The sequence below is a fragment of the Niallia circulans genome (assembly GCF_007273535.1).
Lineage (GTDB): Bacteria > Bacillota > Bacilli > Bacillales > Cytobacillaceae > Niallia > Niallia circulans_B.
The window spans coordinates 214,826-230,581 of record NZ_RIBP01000004.1 but is presented as its reverse complement, the minus strand read 5'-3'; the positions used below and the strand labels follow the sequence as shown (position 1 = coordinate 230,581).

General features: G+C 37.2%; 13 protein-coding genes and 1 other annotated feature. Of the genes, 12 read left to right on the top strand and 1 reads right to left on the bottom strand.

Annotated elements, in window-relative coordinates:
- The first annotated feature begins 127 nt into the window (after window positions 1-127).
- A complete protein-coding gene (locus CEQ21_RS09040) occupies window positions 128-877 on the top strand; it encodes a YjbA family protein (protein ID WP_185764332.1) in 750 nt (249 codons plus the stop codon).
- A gap of 523 nt (window positions 878-1,400) precedes the next feature.
- Here CEQ21_RS09040 and trpS read toward each other — a convergent pair.
- Complete coding sequence (gene trpS / locus CEQ21_RS09035) at window positions 1,401-2,390, bottom strand: tryptophan--tRNA ligase (protein WP_185764331.1); 990 nt, start codon at window positions 2,388-2,390, stop codon at window positions 1,401-1,403.
- A gap of 114 nt (window positions 2,391-2,504) precedes the next feature.
- Window positions 2,505-2,726 (bottom strand) — a binding site (T-box leader).
- A 546-nt stretch (window positions 2,727-3,272) separates the two neighbouring features.
- Between trpS and CEQ21_RS09030 the strand changes: the two genes are divergently transcribed.
- The 11 genes from CEQ21_RS09030 to CEQ21_RS08980 all read left to right on the top strand — a co-directional run bounded on the left by CEQ21_RS09030 (window position 3,273) and on the right by CEQ21_RS08980 (window position 15,691).
- Window positions 3,273-4,889, top strand: coding sequence for a peptide ABC transporter substrate-binding protein (locus tag CEQ21_RS09030; RefSeq protein WP_185764330.1), 1,617 nt, complete (start codon window positions 3,273-3,275; stop codon window positions 4,887-4,889).
- 96 nt (window positions 4,890-4,985) lie between these two features.
- Window positions 4,986-5,921, top strand: a complete 936-nt coding sequence (locus CEQ21_RS09025) for an ABC transporter permease (protein ID WP_127735893.1) — start codon at window positions 4,986-4,988, stop codon at window positions 5,919-5,921.
- A gap of 2 nt (window positions 5,922-5,923) precedes the next feature.
- Window positions 5,924-6,841 (top strand): ABC transporter permease, encoded by a 918-nt coding sequence (locus CEQ21_RS09020; RefSeq protein WP_185764329.1) that lies wholly within the window; start codon window positions 5,924-5,926, stop codon window positions 6,839-6,841.
- A 12-nt stretch (window positions 6,842-6,853) separates the two neighbouring features.
- Window positions 6,854-7,921 (top strand): ABC transporter ATP-binding protein, encoded by a 1,068-nt coding sequence (locus CEQ21_RS09015; protein ID WP_213087340.1) that lies wholly within the window; start codon window positions 6,854-6,856, stop codon window positions 7,919-7,921.
- A 1-nt stretch (window position 7,922) separates the two neighbouring features.
- Entirely contained in the window at window positions 7,923-8,858 is a 936-nt protein-coding gene (locus CEQ21_RS09010) for an ABC transporter ATP-binding protein (RefSeq protein ID WP_185764327.1), read from the top strand.
- 132 nt (window positions 8,859-8,990) lie between these two features.
- On the top strand, window positions 8,991-10,181 hold the full coding sequence (locus CEQ21_RS09005; protein ID WP_185767205.1) for a putative glycoside hydrolase: 1,191 nt from the start codon (window positions 8,991-8,993) through the stop codon (window positions 10,179-10,181).
- Between the two features lie 27 nt (window positions 10,182-10,208).
- The gene (locus CEQ21_RS09000; RefSeq protein ID WP_185764326.1) at window positions 10,209-10,784 is read left to right on the top strand and encodes a GNAT family N-acetyltransferase; all 576 of its coding nucleotides are present in this window, start codon (window positions 10,209-10,211) and stop codon (window positions 10,782-10,784) included.
- Window positions 10,785-11,285: 501 nt separating this feature from the next.
- Window positions 11,286-11,681, top strand: coding sequence for a transcriptional regulator SpxA (spxA, locus tag CEQ21_RS08995; protein ID WP_127735876.1), 396 nt, complete (start codon window positions 11,286-11,288; stop codon window positions 11,679-11,681).
- Window positions 11,682-12,117: 436 nt separating this feature from the next.
- Window positions 12,118-12,777, top strand: coding sequence for an adaptor protein MecA (gene mecA, locus CEQ21_RS08990; RefSeq protein ID WP_185764325.1), 660 nt, complete (start codon window positions 12,118-12,120; stop codon window positions 12,775-12,777).
- Window positions 12,778-12,959: 182 nt separating this feature from the next.
- Complete coding sequence (gene cls / locus CEQ21_RS08985; protein WP_185764324.1) at window positions 12,960-14,477, top strand: cardiolipin synthase; 1,518 nt, start codon at window positions 12,960-12,962, stop codon at window positions 14,475-14,477.
- A 44-nt stretch (window positions 14,478-14,521) separates the two neighbouring features.
- The gene (locus tag CEQ21_RS08980; RefSeq protein ID WP_185764323.1) at window positions 14,522-15,691 is read left to right on the top strand and encodes a competence protein CoiA; all 1,170 of its coding nucleotides are present in this window, start codon (window positions 14,522-14,524) and stop codon (window positions 15,689-15,691) included.
- Window positions 15,692-15,756: the final 65 nt, after the last annotated feature.

Below are 15,756 nucleotides of genomic sequence, written 5' to 3'. Positions count from 1 at the left end.
TGGGCGAATGTAAAGATTACATGCTTTCTAGAAAAGAAACTTGAAAGAACAATGACAAAACAGGAATAAATTTACTGCACGATGCCCATACTGATTGACAAACAGTTGTTGAAGCGAGGGATAAAATATGCAATATCTTCATGATGTTTGGGTTAATTGGTTTGAAGGAGAAGAAAACGGTTATAATGTTTGCCACTTCCATGAATGGAGAAAAGAAGATGGAGTGGAGCTGCTTGATCAAGTACCGCTTATTAAGATTGATTCGGTATTGTTTAGTTACATGGAAAACGATTTGGCAGAGCTTCCGAGACAGCTGCTTGAAGAAATTTATCAAAAAGCTTATCTTCGTAAAAACCATGAAAGAATTCAACTAGATTATTGCTTTGTTGTATCAGACGGAACAGGAATATTGGTTGTTGATACTTTAGGGTATTCTATTCCAATCAGAAAAAGTAGAATGATACCAAGGCAAGAACAGCTTGCATATGAATTGCTTGAAAATCAAGAGATTATAAACTACAACTTCCAAGGTGAAAATGAAGAGAATAAAGAATTTCATATATTGTCGCCAGAGCCGCAAATGATGTATGGGCTGACAAGAAAAGAGCGTCAGTTAAAGCAATTACTGTTCATGGCCCTTGATCAGCTGCATTCATCTGAGAATGTCGCAGAGGTAAGGTACTGGTATACAGAATGGAGTCCTGAGAAGTATTTTGACATTCAAAACCTAGAATTTGAGGATGCTTGGAGCGAGCTGTTCGATTGCACCAAGTTTGGATGGTCACTAAAGCATGAGACGTTTTGTGAGAACATCATCAAAGGGCAGCCCTTTTTTGAAAAGCTGTGGGAATTAGAACACGGTCCGAAGGTTAATTAAAAACTTCCTTCTATTAATAAAGCAAAATCAGGCTGCTGATTCGCTTGATTAGCAGACAGGCTGTAGATAATCTCTCGTATGAGGAGTATCTACAGTCTTTTTTATTGCTTCTTTCTGTGTAAAGGATGCTAACTTCTGCCTTTGCTATGGGGAATGTAAATACAGCAGTTTAGGTTGTTTTCCTGAGATATAGTTACCAACAAACAAAGGTTTACCGTATCTGGGGGATTATGATAATGGAGAGTAAGACTTCTACAGCAGTAAAGAGACCAGTCGAGACACTATGGAGCTTTAAGTACTATGGTAGTATCTTAAGATTAGGAGCTTCTTAAGGAGAAATCGAGAGTCTTTTGTTTTAGGTAAAGGATTGGACAAAAATATAAACATCTGTTTGTCTGCGTGATAAAAGTGTCTACAAGAGAAAAGATGCTGAGTAATACTGGGTGACCACTGGCAGGGAAATCAACATAGTAAGCGCAGAAAAAGCAAAGAGGCTGATAGTAACACTATCAGCCTCTTCGATTTATCTGCGCTTACGGCCTAAGCCCATTGCATTTTCCATTTTCTTAAGCATTTTGCTTGCTACTTTATTTGCTTTTTCTGCTCCTAAGTCTAATATTTCATCAAGCTCAGGTGAGTTCATCAGCTCGTTGTATTTTTCTTGAATTGGTCGGATTGCTTCGACAACTACTTCGGCAAGATCTGACTTGAAGTCGCCATAGCCTTTACCTTCGTACATTTCTTCTAGTGTGGCAATTGATTTGCCGGATAGGATGGAGTATATCGATAATAGGTTGGATACTCCTGGTTTATTTTCTGTATCGAATTTAACGATACCTTCTGAATCAGTGACAGCACTCTTAATCTTTTTGATAATTACATTTGGTTCATCCAATAAGGTGATTGTTGCTTTTTTGTTAGGATCAGATTTGCTCATTTTTTTTGTTGGCTCTTGCAGGGACATAATCCTTGCGCCAACTTTTGGAATGCGCACCTCTGGAATTGTCAAAATGTCGTTATACTTCTTATTAAATCTTTCTGCAAGATCTCGAGTCAGCTCCAAGTGCTGCTTTTGATCTTCACCAACTGGCACTAGGTCTGTGCCATACAGTAAAATATCTGTTGCCATTAATGGCGGGTATGTGAGAAGTGCTGCAGATACTCCGTCTTTACCAGCGGATTTATCTTTAAATTGTGTCATACGCTCTAATTCGCCGATATAAGAAATACATTGCATCATCCAAGCACCTTGAGCATGTGCGGGAACCTCTGATTGAATAAATAATGTAGCCTTCTCAGGATTGATGCCGACTGCAATATATAAAGCTGCAAGGCTGCGGATGTTGTTTCTTAAAACAAGACGGTCTTGCGGAACTGTAATAGCATGCTGATCAACGATACAGAAATAGCAGTTATAATCATCCTGCAGTTCTACAAATTGGTTCAGTGCGCCAATATAATTTCCTAAAGTGATTGTTCCGCTCGGCTGAATGCCGGAAAAGATTGTTTTCATTTGTTTTTCCTCCATTTTTTAGTTAGTACTATATAAGAAATAGGAATAGATAAGTCTTTTAGAAACCGAAAAAGAAAAAAGAACGACAAAAAGACCACACGTCCCTATATGAAACATAGGGACGAATGGTCCGCGGTGCCACCCTAATTGCTTAAAAAAGCCACTTTATCCTTGTTAACGAAAGGAAGTCGCTGAAATGTAATATGCCATAAAACGAATTGCGGTTCTATTTCAGTGCTCAAAAGTCCATTCCTTATAATCGGCTGTTTGTTTTCACCAGACACAAACTCTCTTTTAAACCATCATATAAGTACTACTCTTTATCAAAGCATTTATTTAACTATATACATATAAATTATACTATGTGACGGGAAAAAGCAAGGGAAGGGAGGGGAGAAAATAAAAGTTGAAAGAATATTCAGTTGATGAGGGGAAAAGGATAGGATAACTTTTTCAGGAAAATATCGAGGTTTTTTTATTTTTTAGTTATATAGTATATTAGAATATGGTTTACAGAAAAATCTATAAATTTAATTTATTTAGATTATTCTTAATTCTACAAAATTCTACAAAATTCTTGCATTCTAATAGGTCGATATATATAATTGATTTTACGAGTGGAAATTAAAAGTGATATTTCAGACTATTTGAAACAATTGGATATACTAAATCATAAGTCCTATTCATTATTATACTAGTCTAATTGTTTAATAATGAAGAAGTTTACATAAAGGAAGGTTTACTATTTCTAAATAGCGAATAAGTAGACTTGAATTGACAGACTATTTAGGAAATATGAGTTTGTGTATTCATACGTTTTTTATGGGAAAGATAATTTTTGGAAACTCCACTTGTGGACAAAATATATAAGGGGGTAAAACAATGAAAAAGAGAATGCTTGTACTTCTTTCATTAGTACTTGCACTTAGTGCATTCCTTGCAGCTTGTGGCAACGGCGACAGCGGCAGCAAAGATGAGGTTTCACAAGATTTACGTCTTAACATCAGATCAGAACCATTCTCCCTAAACCCAGGTTTGGCGAATGATTCTACATCAAGTAACGTATTGCTTCAAACATTCGAAGGGTTAACTCGTATTGATAAAGACGGTGAGCCTGAAAACGCGATGGCTGAAGACATTAAAGTTTCTGAAGATCAATTGACTTACACTTTTAAAATCCGTGATGATGCTAACTGGTCAAACGGTGACCCTGTAACTGCAGAAGATTTTGTGTATGCTTGGAAATGGGCTCTTGACCCAAATAACCAATCACAATATGCGTACCAACTTTACTATGTAAAAGGTGCGGAAGCTGCTAACACTGGCGAAGGCAAGCTTGATGATGTAGGAGTTAAAGCTGTTGATGAAAAAACTCTTGAAGTTACTCTAGTTAACCCAACTCCATACTTCACTCAACTAACTGCTTTTTACACTTACTTCCCTGTAAACAGCACAATTGCTCAAGAAAATCCAGATTGGTATAAAGATTCTGGTGACGATTATGTATCAAACGGACCATTCAAAATGACTGAATGGAACCACAGCGAATCCATTAAATTAGAGAAAAACGATACTTATTGGGATGCTGACTCTGTTAAACTTGCTACAGTTGAATACTCTATGATCGATGATGCTGGAACTGCTCGCAGCATGTACGAAAATGACGAGTTAGACTGGAATGGTCTTCCATTCGATACAGTTTCAACAGATGCTATTAAAGCACTTAAAGACAGCGGCGAATTGAAAACTCAAGCAACTGCTGGTACTTACTGGTACAAGTTTAATACAGAAGTTAAACCATTGAACAACGAGCATATCCGTAAGGCTCTAACATATGCAATTGATCGTCAATCAATTGTTGACCAAATTACACAAGGTGGACAAATTCCAGCAATGGCAGCTGTTCCTCCAACAATGTTCTCTGAAAATGAAAAAGGCTACTTCAAAGACAATGATGTAGAAACTGCAAAAGCAGAACTACAAAAAGGTCTTGAAGAGTTAGGCTACAAAGATATATCTGAACTTCCAACAATCACTTTATCTTACAACACAGATGAAGCACATGCTAAAATTGCACAAGCAATTCAAGATATGTGGAAGAAAAACCTTGGAATTGACGTAACATTAGGAAACGAAGAGTGGGCTGTTTACATTGATAAACTTCATTCTGGCGATTACCAAATCGGACGTATGGGCTGGTTAGGTGACTTCAATGATGCGATCAACTTCCTAGAGCTTTACCGCGATAAAGATGGCGGTAACAACGATACAAATTGGGAAAATGCAGAATTTAAACAATTGTTGAATGACTCTCAAAAAGAGACTGATACAGCTAAACGTCAACAAATGCTTAAAGATGCTGAAGCAATTCTAATGGATGAGCTTCCAATCGCACCGATTTACTTCTATACAAACGTTTGGGTTCAAAAAGACAACCTGAAAGATGTAGTTGTTTCTGGTCTTGGAGATGCTCAATTGAAATGGGCTTATTTCGAATAATACAATAAGCTGTAAGTAAAAAGGTATATGAAGCTTTTGCTTCATATACCTTCCTTTCTAATTAGAGGTGATTAGAAAATATTGGAGGTTTAAATCATGATAAAGTACTTGACAAGACGTTTGCTGTTTATGTTACTTTCTTTACTGCTAATCGTAACAGCAACGTTTTTCTTCATGAGGTTGGCACCAGGTAATCCTTTCACATCAGAAAAACAACTGCCGCCAGCAATTGAAGCTAATTTAAATGAACATTATGGATTAAACGACCCATGGTATGCTCAATATGGGGAGTATTTACTACGCATTGTACAATGGGATTTCGGCCCATCATTCAAATATAAGAGCCAAACAGTCAATGACTTAATAAATGAAGGTTTCCCCGTTTCATTAGTTTTGGGCTTGGAAGCAATCTTTATCGCATTGGCAGTCGGTGTATTACTGGGTATAATTGCTGCACTGAAGCATAACAAATGGCAGGACTATACAGCAATGATTGTGGCAGTTTTCGGAATATCCGTTCCTTCCTTTATTATGGCCGCATTTTTACAATACATTTTCGCGATGAAATTAGGCTGGTTCCCAGTTGCTAGATGGGGAACATTCTCACAAAGCGTGTTGCCTGCCATCGCATTGGCAGCAGGTCCAACAGCGTTTATTGCCAGACTTACAAGATCATCCATGCTTGAAGTGTTGAGCAATGATTATATTAAGACAGCAAAAGCGAAAGGCTTAAGCCAATTTACGATTACAGTTAAACATGCTATCCGCAATGCTATTCTTCCAGTTGTATCCTACATGGGACCACTTTCTGCAGGGATTGTAACAGGAAGCTTTGTTATCGAGAAAATTTTCGGTATTCCAGGACTTGGCTCCCATTTCGTCAAGAGTATCAGTAACCGTGATTACACTGTAATTATGGGTGTAACAGTTTTCTATAGTATTATCCTATTAGTATCTGTTCTTCTTGTCGACATATTATATGGACTAATCGATCCTCGCATTAAATTAACCGGCGGGAAGAAAGGAGAATAAGCATGCAACAAATCTCAAAAGATAAATTCAAAGTTGTCGGAAACAGCAGTGCTGAAGCAGAAACAATTTCCAGACCGAGTCTGTCATTCTGGAAGGACGTGTTTATGCGTTTCAAAAAGAACAAGCTTGCTATGTTCGGACTTGTACTGTTAATTATATTAATTTTTATGGCCTTTGTTGGTCCATTCCTAACACAGTATGACTATCGTCAAAATGATTTAATGAAAGCTAATCAGCCTCCAAGTGCTGAGCATTACTTTGGTACAGATGACCTTGGTCGTGATATGTTCGCACGTATTTGGTATGGGGCGAAAATCTCTCTATTCATCGGGATTGCAGCTGCTATCATTGACTTGGTAATCGGTGTAATCTGGGGAGGCATCTCAGGTTATAAAGGCGGCCGTGTGGATGAAGTAATGATGAGGATTGCGGACGTACTTTACGGAATTCCATACTTGCTACTAGTTATCCTTCTGATGGTTGTACTTGGTCAAGGATTAGGAACAATGATCCTTGCAATGAGTATCACAGGCTGGATTAACATGGCTCGTATCACTCGTGGACAAGTACTTTCATTGAAAAATCAAGAGTATATTTTAGCTTCAAGAACATTAGGTGCGGGTCTATCAAGAATTATGGGTAAACACTTAATTCCGAATGCTATGGGACCTATTCTTGTAACATTAACATTGACTATTCCAAATGCTATCTTTACAGAAGCATTCTTGAGCTACTTAGGATTAGGTTTAACACCTCCATTGGCAAGCTGGGGAACAATGGCCAATGACGGAATTGCAGCGATGAGCTATTATCCATGGCGTGTATTCTTCCCAGCAATGTTTATCTGTTTAACAATCTTTGCATTTAATGTAATCGGCGACGGAATACGTGATGCACTAGATCCAAGACTACGTAAGTAAGGAGTGAGCAATATGGAAAAGTTGTTAGAAGTAAAAGATTTAAAAGTCTCATTCCATACGTATGGAGGAGAAGTTCAAGCAGTACGTGGTGTTTCTTTTGATTTATATAAAGGAGAAACATTAGCAATCGTCGGCGAATCAGGATCAGGAAAAAGCGTAACATCCCAAACATTGATGAAGCTTATTCCAATGCCTCCTGGTGAAATTAAAGGCGGACAAATTCTTTTCAAGGGACAAGATATTGTTCCGAAAACAGAAAAAGAAATGCAAGCTATCCGTGGTAAAGATATCAGTATGATATTCCAAGATCCAATGACATCGTTGAATCCAACAATGAGAATTGGAACACAAATCATGGAAGTTATTATCAAGCACCAAGAAATTACGAAAGAAAAGGCAAAAGAAAGAGCAATCGAGCTATTGAAGCTAGTTGGAATTCCAATGCCGGAAAAAAGAGTTAACCAATATCCTCATGAATTTTCTGGTGGGATGAGACAGCGTGCAATGATCGCAATCGCACTTGCTGCAAGGCCTTCCTTGCTGATTGCCGATGAGCCGACAACTGCACTTGACGTAACAATCCAAGCACAAATCCTTGATTTGATGAAGGAATTACAAAGTAAATTGGATACAAGTATTATCTTTATCACACATGATCTCGGCGTTGTTGCAAATGTTGCTGACCGTGTTGCAGTTATGTATGCTGGTGAAATAGTAGAAATGGGTACGGTTGATGAAATTTTCTATGACCCAAGACACCCATATACTTGGGGCTTACTTGCTTCTATGCCAAGCTTGGATAATGATGGGGAAACGGAATTGGCTGCCATTCCAGGTACACCGCCTGATTTGACAAACCCTCCTGTAGGTGATGCGTTTGCACCGAGAAATCCGAATGCCCTTGCGATTGATTATGAGCAAGAACCACCTGTATATCAGGTTTCAGAAACACATTTCGTGAAATCTTGGCTGCTTCATCCAGATGCTCCAGCTGTTGAGCCACCTGCATCTGTGAAGGAGAAAATCCGTCCTTTATCCACTAACTTTGATAAACCAGTACTAGTGAAGGGGGATTTATGAAATGGCTGAGAAATTACTAGAAATAAAAGGCTTGAAGCAGCATTTCAATATCGGCAGACCGAATTTAGTAAAAGCTGTAGATGGTATTTCCTTTGACATCTTCAAAGGAGAAACATTAGGTCTAGTTGGTGAATCTGGCTGTGGTAAGAGTACGACAGGCAGATCGATTATTCGTCTTTATGAAGCAACAGACGGACAGGTTCTATTTAATGGAGAAGATGTGCATGGTAAGAAATCAACTGCAGACTTGAAGAAATTCAACCGTAAAATGCAAATGATTTTCCAAGATCCATATGCATCATTAAACCCGCGTATGACAGTAGCTGATATCATTGCAGAGGGAATCGATATTCATGGATTGGCAAAAACAAAAAAAGAGCGTATGGAGAAAGTATACGAGCTTCTTAATACAGTTGGTCTAAATAAAGAGCACGCAAACCGCTATCCGCATGAATTTTCCGGTGGACAAAGACAGCGTATCGGGATTGCAAGAGCACTTGCAGTAGACCCTGATTTCATCATTGCCGATGAGCCGATTTCTGCGTTGGATGTGTCTATTCAAGCACAAGTAGTAAACTTGATGAAAAAGCTGCAGAAAGAAAAAGGCTTAACATACTTGTTTATTGCCCATGACCTATCAATGGTTAAATATATTAGTGACCGTATTGGCGTTATGTATTTTGGTAAACTGGTAGAATTAGCACCAGCTGATGAGCTGTACAATTCACCAATTCATCCTTATACACAATCCTTGCTGTCTGCTATTCCACTTCCAGATCCTGATACAGAGCGAACTCGCGTAAGAACAGGTTATGATCCAGCGGTTCATCAGTATAAAGAGGGCGAAGAGCTTAAAATGCGTGAGATTAAGCCAGGACATTTTGTGTATTGTTCGGAGGCAGAATATAATCAATATAAACTGCAATACAAAAGTTAACTCATAACGATCTCTCGATAAGAGATCGTTATTTTTTTTGCGTAAAATTGTGTATAGAATGGCAATATCATCTAACCATGAATCATCGCAATGAGGCACATAATAAAAAAAAGCCTTGTGGAGGTATTAATGATGAAATTTGTCAATTCATTCGTTTTTATAATGTTATGTGCTTTTATGTTAGTACTAAATATATCAGAAACAGCAAGCGCTGAAAAAGTAGATGACCAGCCGAAAAGAAGAGCGGAGTTGCTTCTAAAGGATTTTCCAGAAGCAGTTACGAACACAGCCAGTCAAATGACTTTTCCATATCCTGATGCAGTCAGAGGCATTTATGTCAGCGGCAGTGCTGCAGGCAGCAATAGGTTTTATGACCTAATTAAATTCCTCAAACAAAATGATTTAAATACAATGGTAATTGATTTTAAAGAAGACAGCGGCAAGCTTGTCTATAAGCCAGCAAAAGGCTCTCCACTCGCAGCAGCAGGTTCAGATAAAATAAAAAGTATTCCGGTAATGCTGAAAAAGCTTGAAAAGGAACAGATTTATCCGATCGCAAGGATTGTCGTCTTTAAGGATAGTCATTTGGCTTATAAAAGGCCAGAATGGACCTTTAGAAATAAAGGAAAGGCTTGGAGGAATGACAGGCAAGAAGCCTTTATTAATCCATTCGTTAAAGAAGTATGGGACTATAATATAGCAGCAGCGATTGAGGCAGCGAAGCTTGGGTTTCAAGAGATTCAATTTGATTATGTTCGTTTTCCCGAAGGCTTTGAAAAAAAGAGCGCTAATTTAAGTTATTCTAAAGGTGATTATGGGAAACTAAAAATAAGTGAAGGACAAAAAAGAGTGCAAGCAGTATCTGACTTTGTAAAATATGCTAAGGATAAGCTGGAGCCATATGATGTGAAGGTATCTGTTGATATTTTCGGCTATACAGCTACGCTTAAGGAAGCTCCTGGCATTGGTCAGAATTTCACCGAAATAAGTAAAAATGTTGATGTAATCTCAAGCATGATTTATCCAAGTCACTGGGGCAGCTATTTTGGGATAAATAAGCCTGATTTAGAGCCATATCGTCTTGTGAATGCATATATGAGATTAGAGCAACAGAAGTTAGCAACGTTAGAAAATCCGCCAATATCAAGACCGTGGATTCAAGATTTTACTGCAGCTTATTTAGGAAAAGGAAACTATCAGCACTACGGAAAGATGCAGGTTGAAGCACAAATCAAAGCTTTATATGCAAATGGAGTTAGAGAGTTTTTGCTCTGGAATGCAGGCTGTAACTACACGGACAAAGTTAATTACAAAATAAAGTAATGAACAACGATGATAGGAGAGATCAATATGCATTGGTATGAAAAGCTAAATGAGTATTTTCCAATCGAAGAGATGAAATCTCAGGAGCATATGGAAGCATTATTAGAGGATTTCCCTGAGATATACCATAAGAATGAAGGCAAGCATCATGTTCTTATGTATGCAGAAGCAGACGATTTTATTTTTATTGATTATCTGTTTGTTTCAGGCGAATCAAGAGGGCAAGGACTTGGACATAAGCTTTTAGAACAGCTTAAGCAAAAAGGGAAGCCGATTATACTTGAAGTCGAGCCGGTCAATTATGCAGATACAGATACAAAAAAACGTTTGAAATTTTATCAGCGGGAGGGCTTTCAGCACGCGAAAACCATCGGCTACAAAAGGAGATCATTAGCCACAAATGAGGTTAATGTAATGGAAATACTATTTTGGTCTCCAAGTAATGATTCGGAAGAGCTGGTATATGAAGCACTGGTTCGGACATATGAAAAAATTCATACGTATAAGGACAAACATTTTTATGGAAAGTCCTATGAACCAGTTGAACAGGCAGTCCAATTTGATGAAGCGCAAAACCGAAAAGATATATTTGACGAAATTTGACTATATTTGAAAACTTATGGAAACCGTATGTATGTTTCTATCCTATTTTCAATAAATGATTCTTAATTGAGAATAGATAATAGGTTTAAGAATGTGGGACAAACGGGTATAAGTGATACTAATAAGATTAAACAAGGAAATCAAAAAGCGCCATAAAAAAATGAAACCTTTTTGCATCTCAATCGTCTATAATAGTAAGCAATTTAATTAGCCTGAATTTCTTAAGTGTTTTCTAAGAAATAAAGGAAAAGGGCAGGTGGTTAACAGGCGCAAACACCGTTATGGCGGCGTACGAGTAAATATAAGCAATTCTTAAAAAAGCTCAGCAAATCATATTAAAAAAAACTATACCAAATTACTTGTAATTGGTGTATAATAATTAATATAAATTACTTGATTAAATTAATTACAATTTAAGAATATAACATACTCAAGTATTTATTTTTGAATTAACTAGTAGTCTAAATACATGTCTAAATAAAGGGAGTGTGAATTTGTAAAATGGTAACATTATACACTTCACCAAGTTGTACATCCTGCAGAAAAGCAAAAGCATGGTTAGAGGAACATGAAATTGCATACAAAGAAAGAAATATATTCTCAGAACCGTTGTCCATCGATGAAATCAAAGAAATTCTTCGTATGACAGAAGACGGTACAGATGAGATTATTTCTACAAGAAGCAAAACATTCCAAAAGCTGAATGTTAATCTTGAAACAATGCCTTTACAAAACTTATTCGAGTTAATTAAGGATAATCCTGGATTATTGCGTCGTCCGATTATACTGGACGAAAAAAGGCTTCAGGTTGGTTATAATGAAGATGAAATACGCCGCTTCCTTCCAAGGAAAGTTAGAACATTCCAATTGCGTGAAGCACAGCGTTTAGTAAATTAACTTACTTTAAATGAAAATGATAAATAATATATAGGTCTGGCTAAAGAGCTGCCCTGCATTCTGCTGGGCAGTATAGTCAGACCTTTTTTCCTATATTGTGAAGATCAAATGATTTGTTTAAAAGACAAGCCTTTCAGATGGAAAATGGTTTGAAAATAATTTCCTGAGGTAATACTACTAAATATAGCTTAAAGTGAATACGCTAATAAAAAGAAACTCCATAATCTTCGAGCAAATAAACCGAAAACTTAGGCATATATTGGTTTTTGCTGATTTCAGGATATTTTAATTCCATTTAAAGAGGTTTTGTCATAAAATATAAAGTACAAGGTACAATAGCATTTGGCCTTCTATTCTAAAATGAAAATTGGAATAAAACGAATATCTGTATGGGGGTTTAGTCCCTTCCATTATAGCTTGAAGGGAGTGTTGCAGAATGGAAATTGAACGTATTAATGATCATACAGTTAAGTTTTATATTTCGTATATTGATATAGAGGAACGCGGCTTTAAGCGAGAGGAAATCTGGTATAACCGAGAAAGAAGCGAAGAGCTTTTTTGGGAAATGATGGATGAAGTTCATCAAGAAGAAGATTTTATCCTAGATGGTCCATTATGGATTCAAGTTCAAGCATTGGATAAAGGTCTTGAAATTCTTGTTACAAGAGCCCAGCTTTCAAAGGATGGCCAGAAATTCGAAATATCTATTCCGGAAGACAAGCTGAAGGATTTGCCTTTAGATGAAAGATTCGAGGATTTAATGGATCAGCACTTTACAGTGAAAGATGGAGAAGATGATTTCGGAGAAAATCTTGAGTTTCTAATTGGATTTAAAGACTTTGAAGACTTAATATCATTAAGCAAACTTCATGGACTGGAAGGAATTGATACGAAGCTTTACAATTACAAAAATCAATACTTCTTGTATGTACAGTTCCTTGATGAAGAGATAGATGAAGATGAAATCGACAACGCGTTAAGTATTCTCCTTGAGTATGGACAAGAAACTCAAACAACGATACACGTTATTGAAGAATACGGTAAAGTAATTATAGAAGATGAAGTATTTATGGAGTTACGAAAATACTTTAAATAAAATAAGAGCTTGTTCAAATGTAGGGCAAGAAATTTACATTATAAAGTCTATATATAGTTCATGGATAGCATCTATATAGTAGAAGTTGTAATGGTGGATTTCACCTTACAGGGAACAGGCTCTTTATTTTTTTAGTTTAAGCATATGATGAGACTACTTTTGCAATGATGGCAGGTGTTACCATGAACCATACAGCAAGACTTGGTGTTTTTTTAGGAGCAGCAGGACTATTTGTGTATGTTTTTAATTTTTTCATCACGATAAAAGGCGGAATCTTTGGACAGCTTAGTTTAATTATCAGTCTCTGTGTCATTTTTATAGGATTTGTCATTTTTTTCGAAAACAGACATCCTACGCAAACATTGACATGGTTAGTTGTTCTTGGAAGCTTTCCCGTGGTTGGTTTTATCTTTTATTTATTATTTGGACGCAACTATCGAAAAGAAAGAATATACCGAAAGAAGTACTTTCTTGATAAACAGGCATTCTTGCGGATTGAAAGAGAAATCGGTGTGGGAACAGAAGAACGATTACAGGAAATGGACGTACATCAGCAGAATTTATTCCGCTTGGCAGAAAAAATTGGGAACAGCCCGATTTCATTTGGTACATCCTCCACAATTCTGACAAATGGAAATGAGACATTTTCTTGTATTTTAACAGAGCTAAAAAAAGCAAAGCATCATATCCATTTTGAATATTACATAGTCAGACATGATGATATTGGCCAGCAAATAAAGGATGTGCTGATTGAAAAGGCTCAACAAGGTGTGAAAATAAGGTTTTTATATGATGCTGTTGGATCATGGCAGCTTTCCAAGCGATACATTCATGAAATGAGGCAGGCAGGCATTGAAATTGTCGCATTTGGACCAGTGAGAGTCCCTGTTTTAAACAGCAAATTTAATTTCCGGAATCATCGGAAGATTATTGTGATTGATGGAAATATTGGGTTTGTTGGGGGACTTAATATCGGAGATGAATATTTGGGGAAAAATCCGTCGATTGGCTTTTGGCGGGATACTCATCTTATGGTAAAGGGTGAAGCTGTTCGCTCACTGCAGTTGATATTTTTACAGGACTGGTACTATATGACAAACAGCAGTTTTTTAACGGCAGATTATCTTACTCCTATTGCAGAGGATAACAGTCATGGTGGGGTGCAGTTAATTGCAGGTGGTCCTGATAATGAATGGAGTGTAATAAAAAGCATTTTCTTCTCGATGATGACATCTGCTACTAAATCCATCTGGATTGCCAGCCCTTATTTCATTCCCGATGAGGATATTTTGTCAGCAATCAGAATTGCGTCCTTAAGCGGCATAGATGTTCGGATTCTCGTCCCAAATAAACCAGATAAAAGAATTGTGTTTCATGCGTCCAGATCGTATTTTCCAGAATTAATGGATGCAGGAGTTCGTATATATGAATATGAAAAAGGCTTTATGCACAGCAAGCTATTAATTGTGGACAGCGAAATTGCTTCAATAGGGACATGCAACATGGATATGCGCAGCTTCCATTTAAACTTTGAAGTAAGTGCCTTTTTATACAAAACAAAAAGCACGAAAAAGCTGTCAAGAATTTTTTTAAAGGACTTGAAAGATGCTGTAGAGCTTGATATAGAAACTTTTAATAAAAGGCATGTTGGTTACCGAATTTTAGAATCTACCTCAAGGCTGCTTTCTCCGCTTTTATAAGGAAGGAAGCCTTGAGAAGTATTTCAAAGAGGAGTGATTTAACATTGTTTACAGCACTAAATGAAAAAGGAATAATGGTGTATGCAGCAGACTTTAACATGAGTCTTGTGCTGGCTGAAAGGCAATCCAAATGCTATTGTCCAGCGTGTGGCAATAGCGTGATATTAAAACGAGGTGAAAAGCGACTGCCCCATTTCGCTCACCAAAAGGACAATACTTGTGAAAGCAGCAGTGAATCAGAATCTAGCTATCATTTACAAGGCAAGCTGCAGCTTTTTGAGCGACTTAAGGAACTAGGAATGAATCCAGAGCTGGAGCCGTACTTTCCTGCTATTAAGCAAAGAGGCGACATAGGCTTCATATGGAAAAACACATATATTGTCCTTGAATTTCAATGCTCCTCCATTCCAATTTCCTCGATAATCAAACGCACACAGCAATATAAAAAAGCTAACTACCAGCCAATATGGATCCTCGGTCATAAACATATAAAGATGGAGAATGGATTATGCCGTCTATCTGATTTTCAAGCATCCTTTCTAACTAAATATCAAGATATTTATATGTTGCCAACCTATTGCCCAAAGCAACAAGCCTTCCACCTTCTTCATACCCTTTTCCCCATATCAAAAGTAAAAGCCTTCTCCTCAAGTTTAAAACTTCCATTGGATACGTTAACACTCGAAGGAAACAGGTATAGCTATTTCAATGATTTCTCTTGCAATATTTGGAAAAACTTCATCCGCAATCAAAAGAACCACCAGCTTCATTACCCTACAAAGGAGAATGATCGCTTTTTACGAGAACTGTATCAACATGGTTTGCATCCACATTTTCTTCCACCGACCATCGGAATCCCTCTAACTGAAGGAATACGATTAATAACATCCCCGTTAATTTGGCAGTCTTATTTGTACATGGACAGCTTTTTATTGCAAGGGAAGATTATTTCCTTGCACAAAATTCACAGAGCCTTCCTTGCTAGAATACAAAGGGGGGAAGTTCAAGTTAGAAGCCTTCCAAGCCTTAAAGGCGATTATCGGGCTGCGGTTAACAACTATATAAATGTACTTCTAAAATGTAAGGAAATTGAAGAAGTTCGCCCGCATTTTTATAAAAAGGCTGAGGATACTTGCATATCCAATAACAATATTGTGACAGAGGAGGATATGTTTTATAAAAGGATGCAAAAAGGCGGTTGGCTTTCATGTTAGGAAGGAAAAATACAATAATGAAATCGGTAAAAGATACATATGCTAAGCTTAGCAAAGCACAAAAG